The organism is Kitasatospora sp. NPDC127116, from assembly GCF_042677365.1.
Lineage (GTDB): Bacteria > Actinomycetota > Actinomycetes > Streptomycetales > Streptomycetaceae > Kitasatospora > Kitasatospora lactacystinica.
On record NZ_JBHXTL010000114.1, the window covers coordinates 17,116 to 32,060 of the forward strand.

Annotated in this window: 16 protein-coding genes; 11 read left to right on the top strand and 5 right to left on the bottom strand. The window is 73.8% G+C overall.

The window, feature by feature from the left end; genetic code table 11:
• Positions 1–138: 138 nt before the first annotated feature.
• From ACFVHV_RS33445 to ACFVHV_RS33455, 3 genes are all read right to left on the bottom strand, one after another.
• Positions 139–1,389 carry an MFS transporter gene (locus ACFVHV_RS33445; RefSeq protein ID WP_359898405.1) on the bottom strand — a complete coding sequence of 417 codons (1,251 nt, stop codon included), beginning with the start codon at positions 1,387–1,389 and terminating at the stop codon, positions 139–141.
• Positions 1,390–1,605: 216 nt separating this feature from the next.
• Positions 1,606–1,773, bottom strand: a complete 168-nt coding sequence (locus ACFVHV_RS33450) for a hypothetical protein (protein ID WP_359898406.1) — start codon at positions 1,771–1,773, stop codon at positions 1,606–1,608.
• Positions 1,774–2,016: 243 nt separating this feature from the next.
• Positions 2,017–2,475: a PaaI family thioesterase gene (locus tag ACFVHV_RS33455; RefSeq protein ID WP_380356261.1), complete on the bottom strand. Its 459-nt coding sequence runs from the start codon at positions 2,473–2,475 to the stop codon at positions 2,017–2,019.
• 396 nt (positions 2,476–2,871) lie between these two features.
• Between ACFVHV_RS33455 and ACFVHV_RS33460 the strand changes: the two genes are divergently transcribed.
• The 8 genes from ACFVHV_RS33460 (at position 2,872) to ACFVHV_RS33495 (ending at position 10,711) form a co-directional block, all read left to right on the top strand.
• On the top strand, positions 2,872–3,591 hold the full coding sequence (locus ACFVHV_RS33460) for a Phenylacetic acid catabolic protein (RefSeq protein ID WP_380356263.1): 720 nt from the start codon (positions 2,872–2,874) through the stop codon (positions 3,589–3,591).
• A 48-nt stretch (positions 3,592–3,639) separates the two neighbouring features.
• Complete coding sequence (locus ACFVHV_RS33465) at positions 3,640–4,758, top strand: radical SAM protein (RefSeq protein ID WP_380356266.1); 1,119 nt, start codon at positions 3,640–3,642, stop codon at positions 4,756–4,758.
• A gap of 99 nt (positions 4,759–4,857) precedes the next feature.
• Positions 4,858–5,112, top strand: coding sequence for an acyl carrier protein (locus ACFVHV_RS33470; protein ID WP_359898410.1), 255 nt, complete (start codon positions 4,858–4,860; stop codon positions 5,110–5,112).
• Positions 5,109–6,350, top strand: coding sequence for a beta-ketoacyl-[acyl-carrier-protein] synthase family protein (locus ACFVHV_RS33475; protein WP_380356269.1), 1,242 nt, complete (start codon positions 5,109–5,111; stop codon positions 6,348–6,350). The genes ACFVHV_RS33470 and ACFVHV_RS33475 overlap by 4 nt, the downstream gene beginning before the upstream one ends.
• Entirely contained in the window at positions 6,350–7,162 is an 813-nt protein-coding gene (gene fabI, locus ACFVHV_RS33480) for an enoyl-ACP reductase FabI (RefSeq protein ID WP_359898412.1), read from the top strand. Before ACFVHV_RS33475 ends, fabI begins: the two co-directional genes overlap by 1 nt.
• A complete protein-coding gene (locus ACFVHV_RS33485; protein WP_380356272.1) occupies positions 7,159–8,124 on the top strand; it encodes a beta-ketoacyl-ACP synthase 3 in 966 nt (321 codons plus the stop codon). Before fabI ends, ACFVHV_RS33485 begins: the two co-directional genes overlap by 4 nt.
• Entirely contained in the window at positions 8,121–9,074 is a 954-nt protein-coding gene (locus ACFVHV_RS33490; RefSeq protein WP_359898414.1) for an alpha/beta fold hydrolase, read from the top strand. Before ACFVHV_RS33485 ends, ACFVHV_RS33490 begins: the two co-directional genes overlap by 4 nt.
• Positions 9,075–9,112: 38 nt before the next feature.
• Positions 9,113–10,711 carry a long-chain fatty acid--CoA ligase gene (locus tag ACFVHV_RS33495; protein WP_380356275.1) on the top strand — a complete coding sequence of 533 codons (1,599 nt, stop codon included), beginning with the start codon at positions 9,113–9,115 and terminating at the stop codon, positions 10,709–10,711.
• A 198-nt stretch (positions 10,712–10,909) separates the two neighbouring features.
• Here ACFVHV_RS33495 and ACFVHV_RS33500 read toward each other — a convergent pair whose 3' ends face one another.
• Positions 10,910–11,998 carry a branched-chain amino acid aminotransferase gene (locus ACFVHV_RS33500; RefSeq protein ID WP_359898416.1) on the bottom strand — a complete coding sequence of 363 codons (1,089 nt, stop codon included), beginning with the start codon at positions 11,996–11,998 and terminating at the stop codon, positions 10,910–10,912.
• 172 nt (positions 11,999–12,170) lie between these two features.
• Complete coding sequence (locus ACFVHV_RS33505; RefSeq protein ID WP_380356279.1) at positions 12,171–12,953, bottom strand: NAD(P)-binding domain-containing protein; 783 nt, start codon at positions 12,951–12,953, stop codon at positions 12,171–12,173.
• A gap of 232 nt (positions 12,954–13,185) precedes the next feature.
• Here ACFVHV_RS33505 and ACFVHV_RS33510 point away from each other — a divergent pair, with 232 nt between their 5' ends.
• From ACFVHV_RS33510 to ACFVHV_RS33520, 3 genes are all read left to right on the top strand, one after another.
• On the top strand, positions 13,186–13,392 hold the full coding sequence (locus tag ACFVHV_RS33510; RefSeq protein ID WP_359898418.1) for a hypothetical protein: 207 nt from the start codon (positions 13,186–13,188) through the stop codon (positions 13,390–13,392).
• Complete coding sequence (locus ACFVHV_RS33515) at positions 13,389–13,739, top strand: DUF6300 family protein (RefSeq protein WP_359898419.1); 351 nt, start codon at positions 13,389–13,391, stop codon at positions 13,737–13,739. Before ACFVHV_RS33510 ends, ACFVHV_RS33515 begins: the two co-directional genes overlap by 4 nt.
• Before the next feature lie 193 nt (positions 13,740–13,932).
• Positions 13,933–14,916 (top strand): alpha/beta fold hydrolase, encoded by a 984-nt coding sequence (locus ACFVHV_RS33520; protein WP_380356282.1) that lies wholly within the window; start codon positions 13,933–13,935, stop codon positions 14,914–14,916.
• The last annotated feature ends 29 nt before the right edge of the window (positions 14,917–14,945 follow it).

Sequence of the window (14,945 nt, forward strand, 5' to 3'; positions counted from 1 at the left end):
ACGGCGCGGGCGCCGGAGGGTGGTGCGAAGGAGCGGTGTCGCGTGCGGCGTGGGGGTGTCGCGGAAGTGGTGCGTCGGGCCGGTGTCGCGTACGGCGCGGGACGCCGGGGTGGTGGCGGGGGCCGGCGGGCGGGCCGCTCAGCGGCGGCGGCGGGTGCGGGCGACCAGGACGAGGAAGGCGAGCGCCAGCACGATCGGGACGGCGTGCGAGACCCCGACCACGGTCAGCGGGCTGACCACCGCCAGCAGTGAGCCGCTCAGCAGCATCCCGGTGCCCATGCCGACGTTCTCGGCGGACGCGAGGATGCCGAAGGCCTCGCCGCGCCGCTCGTCGGCGAGGGCCTGGATCCGGGTGGTGTAGGAGATCTCGGTGAAGCCGTCGCCGAGGCCGGCGCCGATCGCGACCAGCAGGAAGAGCGGGGTCGGGAGGTCGGTGAAGACCAGGATGAAGCAGGCGGACATCAGGCAGGTGCCCAGCGCGAAGCCGCGCTCGCCGGGCTCGATGCCCCGGCGCAGCATGAACCGGGAGACCAGTTGCTGGGCGCCGAGGTTGCCAATCGCCCAGGTGGCCCAGAAGGTGCCGAGCAGTGCGGCCGGGTTGTCGGGGGAGGACAGGTTGGCGAAGACCGGCAGGCTGATGTTGTGGGCCGCGGAGCCGAAGGCGTCCAGCAGTCGGATCCCCGCCATGGCACCCACCACCGGAGCGGCCCGCAGGACGACCAGTGCCTGCCACCGGGGGCCGCGCTTTCCGGCTGCCGGGGCGGGTTCCTCCGGCCGGGTCTCGGGCTCCTCCGCCGGGGCGGCCCGGGTGGGCAGGGGCAGCCGGACCACCAGTGCCCCGAACAGGACGAAGCTGGCCGCGTCGATGAGCAGCGCGGCCCGGAATCCGGCCCAGGCCACCACCACGCCCGCGGAGGCGAAGCCGAGCACCATCGCCGTCGAACGGCAGCTCGCCATCAGGCTGTTGGCCCGGGCGCGGCGCTCGGCACCGACCATCTCGGGGATGCTGGTCCGCAGCGCGACGGAGGCCACCGCGGCGGCGCCGCCGAGGACCAGGGCGAGCGGGTAGAGCACGGGGATGCGCATCGAGGCCGGGACGAGGGCGACGACGACCAGTGCCAGCGCCTGGGCCAGGGCGCAGCCCGTCATCAGCCGCCGTCGCTCCAGCCGGGCCACCAGCCGTCCGGCGACCAGCCCGCCGACGAGGCCGCCGCCCAGTCGCAGGACCAGGTACCCGGCCGTGCCGAGGGCGTTGCCGGCGGCCTCGTAGGCGAACAGGCTCAGCGCGACCAGGTCGAGCTGGCTCCCGTACATGTTCAGGGCGTCGCCCGCGGCCAGCCGGTAGAAGACCCGGGGCAGCTTGCTCGCGGTCTGGTGCGTTGCTTCCAATGCGGTGTCCGGCACCGTGGTCCCCCCGGGCACGCCATATATGGCGGTTCAGTGTGACATTGCACCGCAACCTAGAGGGTGAACGGGTTCCAGATCAATGCTTAGATCATTTCCTGTCCAAAAGATCGCGCACTCGGCCGACTTACTGTCATCTTTCGCGCCACTCTGGCCAGTTGTTGGCGTACGGACAGACGGGCGGGATGGTCGACGCGGGGGTCAGCGGCGGCCGAAGAGCCTGCCGAACCAGCCCTTGCCCGCGCTGCCCCGGGCGGCGCAGTCGCAGCGGGCGGACGCGGGCACCCCGGCCAGGACCTGCTCCACGTGCATCCCGCACCCGGCGAAGGTCGGCTTCCCGCAGGTGCGGCAGGCGACTCGTCGGCACATCTCGTTCTCCGTTCTCCGGGCCCCCAGGGGTGGGGCCGCCCTGTCAATATACCCCACCCCGTATTCGTAATGTCGGATTCGTCCGGCCACCGGGGCCGGAACGGCGGCAGGGCGAAACCGGTGCGAGGAGAGCCGGCGTGCGGAGGGTCGGAGTGCGGAGGGTCGGAGTGCGGAGGGTCGGAGCGCGGGGAACCGGCGTGCGGAGAAGGAGTGCGCCGAGAAGGGGCGCCGAGGAGGGGGCTGTCAGACCGTCCCGGGCCGGGCCTGCGGAATCGCGTAGGTCAGCGTGGCGCTGGCCACCAGGACGCCGTCGGCGTCCAGCAGCTCGGCCAGGACCACGCACAGCCGGCGCCCGAACTTGGCCGTCCTGGCGTGCACGCGCAGTGCCCCGGGGCGCGGCCGGTTGAGGAAGCTGATCTGCAGCGAGCTGGTCAGCGCCATCAGGGTGGGCCCGAGCCGGGCGTTGATCAGGAGGAACGCGGCCAGGTCGCACAGCCCGGCCTGCTCCGGGCCCGAGACGGTGCCGCCCGGGCGGGTGCGCAGCCGGTCGCCGTCCACCGCCATGGTCAGGGCGTGGCCGTCCACGTCGGTCACCCGGCAGGCGGCGTAGTCGGGGAACTGGTCGGTGATCAGCTCATTGAGCCGGTCGGGGCCCAGGAGGACGTCGACGGTGGCGACCGCCGTGTTCGAGTCGGTGGTCATGGGGGTCAGCGTAACGTCGGCCCGGCGGTACGCCCGGAGTGGTCCAGGCCTGCTTCCGGCCAGCTTCGTTTTCCGTGGTCAACCGCCAAGATCCGTTTCGGGAACGATAATTGCGCATGTCGCGCCGGTGTCGCGATGGCCGGAACAGTCCCTCCGACGGTGTCGGGTGGCCGAATCCGTTCGGCACGATTCGTGAGGGACCTTGTTCGGCCCAAAATGCAGCACCTACGCTCCGAGGAAGTTCAGCGGAGCCGCCACGGGGCTCCGCCGGCCGCTGGGGGGCGGCGTCCTTTTCCTTGTGGTCGTCATCGAGAGCCTCGGTGGAAACCGCCCCGGCCGCTCCCACCCGACCATGTCCTGCTTCGGATTCCTGCTTCAGAGACGGGGTGTTGTGCCATGGGGATTTCCATTCTGGACGACGAGGCGGTGGTGGTCCGCACGCCCGACGAGTTCCTCGCGATGCCGGAGGAGTACCGGGAGATCGCGATCCGCGGCATGGTGGTCAACACCGAGGGCGAGCTCTCCGGCGGCGACGACTACGTGCAGGTCTTCCTGCCGCTGGCCCCCGACGCGGAGGAGCGGCAGGTCTGCGCCGAGCGCGCCGCCGAGGAGTACGACCACTACAAGATCGGCAAGCGGGTCCTCGCCGAGATCGGCGTGGACACCGGCTACATGGAGAAGCAGACCCTGGCCGAGCGGAACCTGTTCCGGGCCCAGGAGTTCCACAACTGCACCACCTGGGCCGAGCGCGGGATCTTCTCCTACATCGGGGAGGAGACGGCCATGGTGATGATCTCCGAGTTCGCGCAGAGCAGCTACCGCCCCTGGGCCGACGCGGTGCGCACCATCATCCTCGACGAGAAGGTGCACATCGCCCACGGCGCCCGGGTGTGCCGCAACCTCGCCGCCACCGACGACGGCCGCGAGCAGCTCCAGCAGGCCCTGGACCGGCTGTGGCCGACCTTCATCCGGATCTTCGGCAGCCCGCGCTCCGAGCGCGCCAGGCTGGCCGTCCGCTTCGGCCTGCGACAGACCACCAACGGCCAGGCCTGCGACCTGTGGCGGGAGAAGGTCACCCCGCGCATCAAGAACCTGGGTCTGCGCCTCCCGGAGTAGCAGTCGCAGCAGCACGCCGATCCCGCGACTCCCGAGGAGCCCACCGCCATGGCAACACCCGTCACCATCGAACAGCGCCCGCTGAGCCGGCGCGAGGCCAAGGCGCGAACCGCCGAACTCCTCGCCGACCGGCCCGAGCTGGCCGAACGCCTGCACCGGCTGCGCCGGCTGGGGCGCGAGGTCCGGTCCTGCGAGGTCCACCTCACCAACACCTGCAACATCCGCTGCAAGGGCTGCTGGTACTTCGAGGGCGGCTTCGACACGGCCGTCAAGGAACTCTCCGACCTGGACCGCATCCGGGCCTTCGCCCGCAAGCTGGCCGACGACGGCGTCAACCAGGCCACCCTGATCGGCGGCGAGCCCACCCTCGTCCCGCGCCGGGTCGAGGCCTTCGTCGAACAGCTGCCGTACATCACCATCTCCACCAACGGCCTGCGCCCGATGCCCAAGCAGGGCTTCGAGAAGATCGCCATCGCGGTCAGCATCTTCGGCGGCGGCCCGCTCGACGACGACCTGCGCGCGATCCGGGTCAACGGCTCCAAGTTCACCGGCCTGTTCGACACCGCGCTCAAGCACTACCGCGAGGACCAGCGGGTGCTGTTCATCTACGCGCTCTCCGAGGCCGGGGTCGAGCACATCGAGCCCACCGTGCGGAAGATCGCCGAGAACGGCAACATCGTCACCTTCAACTTCTACAGCGAGCACGGCACCGAGACCCCGCTGAAGATCGCCAACGAGCAGCGGGTGCTGGACGAGGCGCAGCGGGTCAAGGACCTCTACCCGCACGCGGTGGTGAGCCACCCGTACTTCATCCGGACCCTGGTGACCGGCCGGACGCACTGGGGCGGCCGCTTCGGCTACGACGTCTGCCCCAGCCTCAGCGTCGACGCCCCCGAGCACGAGGACCGCGTCGCCAACGGCAACCCGGTCATCCCCGGCTTCAACGTCTGGGGCGCCGACTACGAGTCGCTCCAGTTCTGCTGCACCTCCGGCGACTGCGGCGGCTGCCGGGACAGCCAGGCCGTCTACAGCTGGCTGGTGGTCAGCGCCAACCGCTTCCTGGACGACGCGGCCCGGCTGGAGCAGTGGCTGGACATCGCCGAGAGCTACTGGCGCCAGTGGCACTGGGCCCCGTACCACGCGAGCAAGGCCGGCACCACGGCCTGAGCCCACCGCCCCTGCGCGCCGTCCCCGGCCACCGCCCCCACGGCACCGCCCGTACGTCCACCGCACCGCCACCGCCGCCCCGCGCGGACGAGGAGAGCCATGCCCGACACACTGGACCGCACCGCCATCGAGAACTTCGTCGTCGACGCCCTGGTCGACCTCGGCGTCGAACGCGAGGGCATCGTCGACGACGCCGCCCTGGACGAGCTGGAGATCGACTCGCTCGACATGGTCGAGCTCAGCCAGTCCATCCGCAAGCAGCTGGGCATCCCGGTGAAGCCCAAGGACTTCGACCAGCTGTACACCGTCGGCGAGGTGCTCGCCCTGTGCCGCCACAAGGCCGGGCTGGAGTGACGCCCCGGGCCGTCGTCACGGGCCTGGGCGCGGTGACCCCGCTGGGCGTCGGCGCCGACGAGCTGCACCGGCGCGCGGTGGCCGGCGAGAGCGGGCTCGCCGACGGGCTCGGGCTGTGCCGGGACTTCCGGCCCGCCGACCACCTGTCGCGCCAGCAGATCCGCCGCACCGACCGCTTCACCCAGCTCGCGCTCGTGGCCGCCGCCGAGGCCCTGGCCCAGGCGGGATGGACGGACGGCCCGCCGCCCTACCCCGCCGAGCGGGTCGCCTGCGTGGTCGGCTGCGCGCTCGGCGGGACGGCGAGCTTCGAGAGCCAGGCCGAGGTGCTCCGGCAGCAGGGCGGCGACTTCGTCTCCCCGCTCATGGTGCCCGCCATGATGGCCAACGCCGGAGCCTCGCAGATCGCCCAGCGGTACGGCTTCCGGGGCGAGGCGCTCTGCCTGGCCTCGGCCTGCAGCAGCGCGACCCAGGCGATCGGCACCGCCCTGCTGCTGCTCGCCGCCGGCGCCGCCGACGCGGTGGTGGTCGGCGGTGCCGAGGCCTCCACCTCCGACCTGGTGCGGGCCGCCTTCCGGACCGCCGGCGCGCTGTCCGAGAGCGGCCGCTCGGTGCCCTTCGACCGCGACCGGGACGGCCTGCTGATCGGCGAGGGCGCCGGAATCCTGGTGCTGGAAACGGCCGCGGGAGCCGCCGCCCGGGGCGCCACCGTGCTCGGCGAGGTGCTCGGCTACGGCGCCACCTGCGACGCCCACCACCTCACCGCCCCGGACCCGACCGGCGAGCCCGCGGCCCGCGCCGTCACCCTGGCGCTCGACGCGGCCGGGGTCACCCCCGGACAGCTCGGCTACCTCAACGCGCACGGCACCGGCACCGTCCTCAACGACCGCTCGGAGTGCGAGGCGCTGCGGCTGGCCCTCGGACCGGCCCTGGAAGGGATTCCGCTGTCCTCCACCAAGTCCTGCACCGGCCACCTCTTCGGCGCGGCCGGCGCGGTCGAGGCCATCGCCACCCTGCAGGCGCTGCGCCACGCCACCGCCCCGCCCACCGCCGGGCTGCGCGAGCCCGACGAGAAGCTCGGCCCGCTGAACCTGATCCACCGCGCCACCGCGCTCGCCGCCCCCACCCTGCCCGGCGGCCGCCGGGCGGGGCTCTCCACCTCCTTCGGGTTCGGCGGACACAACGCGGCCCTGGTGCTGGCGGCAGCCGACGCGATCGGTACGACGAAAGGCCAGGAGTGATGCTCGGCTTCCACGGACGCCGCTATCTGATCACCGGGGTGCTCAACCAGGACTCCATCGCCTGGCACACCGCCAGGGCGCTCCAGGAGGCGGGCGCGGAGGTCCTGCTCACCGGCTTCGGCCGGGCCCGGCGGATCACCGAGAAGGCGGCGGACGTCCTGCCCCGCCCCACCGAGGTGCTGGAACTGGACGTCACCCGGCCCGAGGACTTCACCCGGCTGGTCAAGGAACTGGAGCAGCGCTGGGGCGGGGTCGACGGCGTGCTGCACGCCGTCGCCGCCGCGCGGCAGACGGCGCTGAGCGGCAACTTCCTCACCACCCCGCCCGAGGCCGCCGGACAGGCGCTGCACACCGCCGCCGTCTCCCTGCACTCGCTGGCCACCGCGCTCGCCCCGCTGCTCACCGCCGGCGGACGGCGCGGCAGCGTCGTCGGGCTGGACTTCGACGCCAGCGGCGCCTGGGCCGGCTACGACTGGATGGGCGTGAGCAAGGCGGCCCTCGGCGCGGTCTGCCGCTACCTGGCGATGTACCTCGGGCCGTCCGGCATCCGGGTCAACCTGGTGGCGGCCGGCCCGGTGGAGACCGTCGCCGGGCAGGCGATCAGCACCTTCGACCGGATCGCCGACCGCTGGCAGGCCGAGGCCCCGCTCGGCTGGGACCGCAGCGACCCGGCCGTGGTGGTCGGACCGGTGCTGTTCCTGCTCTCCGACCTCGCGGCCACCGTCAGCGGGGAGATCCTGCACGCGGACGGCGGGATGCACGCCGTCCGGATGGGCACCGGCCCGGCCTTCGCGGAAGGGGGCGCGGCATGACGGCCGCCATCGTGGGCGTGGGCGCGGCACTGCCCGAACGCGTCGTCCCCAACGCCTACTTCGAGCGGATCGGCGCCTCCCCGGAGTGGATCGTCAAACGGACCGGCATCGAGGAGCGCCGCTTCCTCGCGCCGGACGGCCGGCTCGCCGACCTCGTGGTGGCCGCCGCCGAGCAGGCGCTGCGCGGCGCCGGGCGCACCGCCGCGAGCATCCGGCACGTCGTGGTCGCCACCATCACCCCCGACAGGGTCACCCCCGGGGTGTCGGTGGAGGTCGCCGCCCGGCTCGGGATGCCGCAGGCCACCGCCTTCGACCTGCACGCGGCCTGCGCCGGGTTCGTCTACGGCCTGGACCACGCCGCCGCGCTGATCGAGACCGGCCGGGCCGGGGCGGTGCTGGTCTGCGGCGCCGACGCGCTGACCCGGATCACCGACCACGAGGACCGCGGCACCGCGGTGCTGCTGGCCGACGGCGCCGGGGCCGCCGTGGTCGCCGACGTGCCCGGCGCGCCCGAACCGTGCTTCTCGCTCGGCAGCGACGGCGAGCAGATCCCGCTGCTGTACGCCGACCGGGACGACCGCAAGCTGCGGATGGACGGCCGGGAGGTGTTCGACCACGCGGTGGAGAAGATGTCCGCCGCCACCCGGGACGTGCTCGCCCGGCGCAGCCTGACCTGCGAGGACCTCGACCTGTTCGTCGCCCACCAGGCCAACGCCCGGATCGTGCGCGCGGTCGGCAAGGAGGTGGGGCTGCCCCCGGAGCGGCTCTACCTGAACGTCCACCGGGTCGCCAACACCTCGGCGGCCTCGATCCCGCTGGGCCTGACCCACGCCCGCGAGGAGGGCCTGCTGGACGGCCCGAAGCTGCTCGGCCTCGCCGCCTTCGGCGCGGGCATCACCTGGGGCGCCGGGGTGATCGGCTGGCGGCCGGGCGCCGGCGCCGACCGGGAGGCGCGGCCGTGAAGACCCCCCGGTTCCCCGTGATCGCCGAGATCGCCGCGCCCGACGGGGCCCGGCTCACCGTCCGGGCACTGGCCCGGCCCGAACCGGCCGCCCCGGTGGTGATCGTCCTGCCGGCGATGGGAACGGCCGCCCGGCACTACACCCCGCTGGTCCGCGCCCTGCACGCGGCCGGCCTGAGCGTGGCCACCTGCGACCTGCGCGGCCACGGCGAGAGCCGGCCGGTGCCGCGGCACGGGGTCGCCTTCGGCTTCCGCGAGCTGGTCGAGCACGACTTCGGGGCGGTGCTCGACGCGGTCGCCGGGGCGTTCCCGGGCGCGCCGCGCCTCCTGCTCGGGCACAGCCTGGGCGGGCAGCTGGGCCTGGTGCACTGCGGCGTCTTCCGGCCCCGGCTCGCCGGCGCGGTGCTGGTGGCCAGCGGATCGGCCTGGTACCGGACCTTCGGCCCGCGGGCGGGCCTGCGACGGCTGGCACTGAGCCAGTTCTCGATCGTCGCCTCGGCGGTGGTCGGGTACTGGCCGGGCGAGCGGTTCGGGTTCGGCGGCCGCGAGTCGGCCCGGCTGATGCGGGACTGGGCGCGGCAGATGCGCACCGGCCGCTACCGGGTGCGCGGCGCGGTCACCGACTACGAACGGGCGCTGGCCCGGGTCGACCTGCCGGTGCTGGCCGTGGACGTGCAGGGCGACGAGCTCGCGCCGCCGCGGGCCGTCGACCACCTGTGCGCCAAGCTGCCCTCGGCCCGGGTGGAGCGCTGGAGCTACACCGCCGAACAGGCGGACGGCCGCCCGCTGGACCACTTCCGCTGGATCCGGCACAACCGCGGGCTGGTGGAGCGGATCGCGCCGTGGATGCTCGCCGCCGCCGCCGGCGTCGCTTCGGGCGCCGGCGAGGGCGTCGGTGAGCGCACCGGCGAGAGCGCCGCGCCGCGCGGCGGCGTCCGACCGACCGTATGACGATGAGACCGAGCCCCGCCGCCCCGAGGAGCGCCCGCATGCCCGCCGTCCCCGACCCGTCCGACAGAAACGCCGACGCGCCGCACGGCGGCCCCGGCCGGCCGCCCGGCCTCCCCGGCGACCCGCACGGCATTCCCGACCTGCTCACCGCGACCGCCGCGCGCTGCCCGGAGCACCCCGTCCTGCGGCTCGACGAGGAGGTGCTGAGCTTCGCCGACCTGGACGCGGCCAGCGCCCGGGCCGCGCACTGGCTGGCCGGGCTCGGCGTCGCGCCCGGCGACCGGGTCGCCGTGCTGCTGCCCAACGTGCCGCAGTTCGCGGTGCTGTACTACGGCATCCTGCGCGCCGGGGCGGTGGTCGTCCCGATGAACCCGCTGCTCAAGGCCCGGGAGATCGAGCACTGCCTCGCCGACGCCGGGGCGGCCGTGCTGCTCGCCTGGCACGCGGGCACCGAGCAGGCGGTCGAGGGCGCGCGGCGCACCGGCACCCGGCTGGTCCCCGTCGAGCCCTCCGCGCTCGCCGCGACGCTCGCGGAACAGCCGGACGGCCCGCCGCGGACCGCGGGACGCGGGGGAGAGGACACCGCGGTCATCCTCTACACCTCCGGCACCACCGGGGCGCCCAAGGGCGCCGAACTGACCCACCGCAACATCGTGGCCAACGTCCGGGCCGGCGTCCAGGTGCTGGGGATGGTCGAGCGGGACGTGATCTTCGGCGGGCTGCCGCTGTTCCACTCCTTCGGCCAGGTGATCGGCCTCAACTGCGCGGTGGCCGTCGGGGCCTGCATGACCCTGGTGCGGCGCTTCGACCCGCAGGCCGCGCTCGCGGTGATCCAGCGCGACCGGGTGAGCGTCTTCCTCGGCGTCCCGACCATGTACACCCTGATGCTGACCCACCCGCAGCGCGCCGGGTACGACGTCTCCTCGCTGCGGGTGTGCCTGGGCGGCGGCGCGTCGATGCCGCCGGAGGTGCTGCGCGGCTTCGAGACCGGCTTCGACTGCGTGGTGCTGGAGGGCTACGGGCTGTCCGAGTCCTCGCCGCTGGCCTGCGCCAACCGGAGCGACCGCGAGCGGATCGCGGGCACCATCGGCATCCCGATCGAGGGTGTGCGGATGCGCATCGTCGACGAGTCGGGCGCCGAGGTGCCGGACGGCACGGTCGGCGAGGTGGTGATCCGGGGCCACAACGTGATGAAGGGCTACTGGCGCCGCCCCGACACCACCGCGCAGACCGTCCGGGACGGCTGGCTGCACACCGGTGACCTCGGCACCCGCGACGAGCGGGGCGACTTCCGGATCGTCGACCGCCGCAAGGACGTCGTGATCCGCGGCGGCTTCAACGTCTACCCGCGGGAGGTGGAGGACGTGCTGTACGAGCACCCGGCGGTCGCCGAGGCCACGGTGATCGGCGTCCCCCACCCCACGCTCGGCCAGGAGGTGGCCGCCGCCGTGGTCCTGCGCGCGGGCGCCTCGGCGACCCCGGAGGAGATCCGCGGCTTCGTCCGGGAGCGGGTGGCGCCGTACAAGTACCCGCGGCTGGTCTGGACGGTCGACGTGCTGCCCAAGGGGCCGACCGGAAAGATCCTCAAGCGCGAGGTCGTCGTGCCCGAGGAGGAGTCGGGCCGGCTCAAGAGCTGAGTCGGCTCAAGAGCTGAGCGGGCCCGGGAGTTGGGCGGGCGCTGGAGCCGAACAGGCCCCGGCGCCGGTCGGCCCCGGCGGGTCGGGCGGCCCGGTGGCCCGGATCGTCCGTCGCAGGGACGTCCGCGGCCCACCCCGGGTGATGGTCTGGAACCCGGCCGGGAACCCCCGGAGCCCCGGTCGGGCCGCCCGGGGCGGTCAGACCACCCGCCGCATCCAGCCGTGGACGTCCTCGGCGCGTCCGTACTGGATGTCCAGCATGTGCTCGCGGATCGCGACGGTCTGCTTGCCGGGCGAGCCGGTGCCGACGGTGAACTCGTAGCCCTCGCCCTTGAATCCGACGATCGGGGTGACCACCGCGGCCGTCCCGGCGGCGAACACCTCGGTGATCGTGCCGTCGGCGGCACCGGCCCGCAGCTCGGAGAGGGTGATCGGGCGCTCCACCGGGGTCAGCCCGAACTCGCCCGCCAGCGCCAGGATCGAGTCCCGGGTGACCCCGTCGAGGATGTTGCCCAGCGCGGGGGTGACCAGCTCGCCGGCCGAGGTGACCAGGCACAGGTTCATCGTGCCGGACTCCTCCAGGTCGCCCTCGCCGCCCGTGTCGTCCAGGAACAGCACCTGGTCGCAGCCGTGCTTGCGGGACTCCAACTGCGCGGCCAGGCTGGAGGCGTAGTTGCCGCCGCACTTGGCGGCGCCGGTGCCGCCCCGCCCGGCGCGGGTGTAGTTGCTGCTGACCCAGAGCGTGATACCGGTGACGCCGCCGGCGAAGTAGGGGCCGGCCGGGCTGGCGATGACCGAGTAGGCGATCTGCTCGGCGGGCCGGACGCCGAGGAAGGCCTCCGAGGCGAACATGAACGGCCGCAGGTAGAGGCTCTTCTCGTCGGCGGAGTCCGGCACCCACGCCTCGTCCGCGCGGACCAGCTCCCCGATGCTGTCGAGGAAGTCCTCCTCCGACAGCACCGGCAGGGCGAGCCGCTCGGCGGAGCGGGCGAAGCGGCGGGCGTTGAACTCCGGGCGGAACAGCCAGACGCTGCCGTCGGCGTGGCGGTACGCCTTGAGCCCCTCGAAGATCTCCTGGGCGTAGTGCAGCACGGCGGCGCTCGGGTGCAGCGAGTACGGCACCAGCGCGGTGACCTTGCGGTCGTGCCAGCCCTCGGCGGGCGTCCAGGTGGCCGTGGCCATGTGGTCGGAGAAGAATTTGCCGAACCCCGGTGCGGCGAGGATGGTGCGTCGCTCCTCCTCGGGGACGGGATCGGTCGTCCGGAACAGAGGGAATGCGCGACTCATCGTCAACTCCTCGACACCACTGTGGAATCTGTGCGAACCGACGCCAATCACCGGCGCCATACCCGTCATGCTAACGGTCGTCAGCCGGACGTGATACGCCGCGACCCGGCCGAGCCCCGATCCGCCGGCTCCCGCGGGGGCCGACGGATCGCGGGATTCCGGGGTTCCCGGCCTACCGGTGGCCGGTGCGCAGGTCGCCGACCAGGCCGTCGAGGGCGGTGCGCAGGGCCCCGGAGTTGGCCTGGTCGAACCAGCTGGTGCGGATGCGCTCGTTGCTCCCGCCCGGGGTCTCGTGCTCGGCCGCGAGGCGCTCCAGCGAGCGGGTCCCGTCGCCGAGCGAGCGGCCGACGTCCTGGTAGATGCCCCGGACGAAGCGGTCGGCGTCCCCGGCGGGAATGCCCTGGTCGACGGCCCAGGAGACGAGCGTGGTGAGGAACGCGTAGTGGGTGGTCTGGGTCGAGGTCAGTGCGGACAGGACGCTGAGCGCGACCTCGTCCGCGACCGGGAGCGCCCCGCCCAACCGCTCGAACAAGGCGTCCGCGTCGGGGTGCGAGGGGTGGACCACGGTGAGGCAGCGGCGCTCGCGCACGGTGGGCAGCGGGATGGCGTGGGTCACCGCCGCGTCGGTGGCCAGCACCCGGCGCAGCTCCCCGGTGCCGACGCCGGGCACCACATTGACCACGACCCGGTCGTCGGGCACGTGCAGGCCGGTCAGCGCCTCGCGCCAGTCCTGGCGGCGCAGGGCGATGATCACCAGCTCGGAGCCGTCCACCACCTCCTGGTTGTCGGCGCACACCCGTACGTCCTGGTACCGCTCGGCCAGCTCGGCCGCGGTCCGGGCGCCCCGCGGCGAGAGCAGGACCTCCGGCCCCCTGTCGTCCCCGTGGCGCAGGCCCGTCACGATGGCCCGGCCGATCTCGCCCACTCCGATGATGCCGACGCGCTTCACGGTCACTGCCTCCGGTGTGCGTGGTGGTCGCACGGGCAGCTCGTCCTGCCCGTCGCGATCTTCTCCGCAGTAGTGTGACCACCGCGCCGCCCTGCGACACGCCGCCGCCGGTCCGGGCGCGAACCGGCCCGGTGCGCTCCGCCGGAACTCCCGCGCGCGGCCGGCTCTTCGACGACCGGCGGCACACCGCACCGTCCGCCGTGTCATCGACACGCGCGGTGACGGGTAGACCGTACGGGTGAACACCTTCGGCAGGACCAAGGCCATGAACGCCGTCGAGGACTCCTCCCGCAGCCCGGGCCGTGCCCGCGCGCGGGGCGGGCGCACCGTCAAGGTGCTGCCGCCCGACCGGATCGGCGGGTCCCTCCCACCCGGGGGCGGCGGCCGCGACTCCCCGAGGACCGCCTCCGGTGTCGCTGCCGAGGCCGGGGTGGGTCCGGCATGACGCCTCCCAACGAACCCTGTCCCCTCGTCATGGTCCGCACCGCCGTCCTCCCGCCCTGTCGACGCTGCGGAATCCCGGCCCTCCTGACCGCCCGTTACCCGCACTCCTGGCCGAATCAGGCCGGGAAGCAGGTGACCGGCTTCAAGGAGACCGCTCTCTGTCCGGCCTGCGACGAGGGCGACCCGGCGGCGACCGGCCTCCTCACCCTCCTCGGCGCCCCGGTCCCCGGTCGTCTCGCCGAGCTCTGGGCACTCGTCCACCAGTGGGTGAGCGCCATCCGCCACCGCACGCCCGACCTGGCGGACCTGGAGGACGAGGCGGCCCGGTTCAGGTCCGGAGAGCTCTGAACGCGCTGGGCCGAACGGTGGTCCGCCCGCGTCGATCGACATGGAGCGGACCTCCGTCGAAACCGGATGCCCTCGCACCGAAACTCGAACAGCGGTGCGGATTCACCCGTGTGCGCAGCGTGGTGTGCTGCCCGGACAAGCGTGTGAGCAGGGTGGTTCCAACCCCCTCTCACCTCGCTGAAAGGCAGGAACCATGGGCATATCGCTGTCCCGCCGTTCGATCTCCTCCGCCGCCGTGGTGGCGCTCGCGACCTGTGCGGTCGCCGCCACCGCGCCGCCCGCGTCGGCCGCCCAGGACGGCGGCAGGCCGGGCGGCGGCGGGAGGCCGACGGTGGTCCTGGTGCACGGCGCGTTCGCGGACGCCTCCGGGTGGAACGACGTCGCCACGCGCCTCATGGACGACGGATTCACCGTCCTCGCCCCGCCCAACGAGCTGCGCGGTCTGACCGAGGACGCCGCCTACGTGGCCAGTCTGCTCAAGAGCATCAGCGGCCCGATCGTGCTGGCCGGCCACTCCTACGGCGGAGCCGTCATCACCCAGGCCGCCGCCGGGAACCCGAACGTCAGGGCTCTGGTCTACGTGTCGGCGTTCGCGCCCGACGTGGGAGAGTCCGCGGCCGAACTGTCGACGAAGTTCGCGGGCAGTGACCTCGCCACCGCGCTCAACCCCGTCCCCTTCACCGGCACCGGCGGCGGCGGAGTCGACCTCTACATCCAGAGCGAGAAGTTCCGCGCCGTCTTCGCCGCCGACCTGCCGGAGTCCCGCACCCGGCTGATGGCCGCCGAGCAGCGCCCCGTCTCCCAGGTCGGGTTCGCCGAGAAGGCCACCGCCGCCGCCTGGCGCGACATCCCGTCGTGGTTCGTCGTCTCCCGGCAGGACCGGGCCATCGCCCCCGACCTGGAGCGCTTCGAGTCCAGGCGCGCCAAGTCGCGCACCGTCGAGATCGACTCCTCGCACGTGTCGATGATGTCCCACCCCGAGGACATCGTCCGCCAGATCCGCGAGGCCGCTGGCGCTGCCGGTGGCGCTGCCGGTGGCGCTGCCGCGGCCCCGGCCGAGCTCGCGGCGACCGGCTCCCACGGGCGGGCCGTCGCCGCGGTCGGCGCGGTCGGCGCCGCCGCGCTGCTGTCCGGCTCGGTGCTCACCCGCATCACCCGCCGGCGCGGCATCCGCTGAGCGGCCGGCCCGGCCGGGCCGGCCAGGGG

Excerpts from the sequence above, each read along its gene's own strand:
- ACFVHV_RS33450 (WP_359898406.1), bottom strand. The coding sequence starts at position 1,773 with ATGTGCCGACGAGTCGCCTGCCGCACCTGCGGGAAGCCGACCTTCGCC.
- ACFVHV_RS33520 (WP_380356282.1), top strand. The coding sequence starts at position 13,933 with ATGGGCATATCGCTGTCCCGCCGTTCGATCTCCTCCGCCGCCGTGGTG.
- ACFVHV_RS33460 (WP_380356263.1), top strand. The coding sequence starts at position 2,872 with ATGGGGATTTCCATTCTGGACGACGAGGCGGTGGTGGTCCGCACGCCC.
- fabI (WP_359898412.1), top strand. The coding sequence starts at position 6,350 with ATGCTCGGCTTCCACGGACGCCGCTATCTGATCACCGGGGTGCTCAAC.
- ACFVHV_RS33500 (WP_359898416.1), bottom strand. The coding sequence starts at position 11,998 with ATGAGTCGCGCATTCCCTCTGTTCCGGACGACCGATCCCGTCCCCGAG.
- ACFVHV_RS33455 (WP_380356261.1), bottom strand. The coding sequence starts at position 2,475 with ATGACCACCGACTCGAACACGGCGGTCGCCACCGTCGACGTCCTCCTG.
- ACFVHV_RS33515 (WP_359898419.1), top strand. The coding sequence starts at position 13,389 with ATGACGCCTCCCAACGAACCCTGTCCCCTCGTCATGGTCCGCACCGCC.
- ACFVHV_RS33485 (WP_380356272.1), top strand. The coding sequence starts at position 7,159 with ATGACGGCCGCCATCGTGGGCGTGGGCGCGGCACTGCCCGAACGCGTC.
- ACFVHV_RS33495 (WP_380356275.1), top strand. The coding sequence starts at position 9,113 with ATGCCCGCCGTCCCCGACCCGTCCGACAGAAACGCCGACGCGCCGCAC.
- ACFVHV_RS33470 (WP_359898410.1), top strand. The coding sequence starts at position 4,858 with ATGCCCGACACACTGGACCGCACCGCCATCGAGAACTTCGTCGTCGAC.
- ACFVHV_RS33465 (WP_380356266.1), top strand. The coding sequence starts at position 3,640 with ATGGCAACACCCGTCACCATCGAACAGCGCCCGCTGAGCCGGCGCGAG.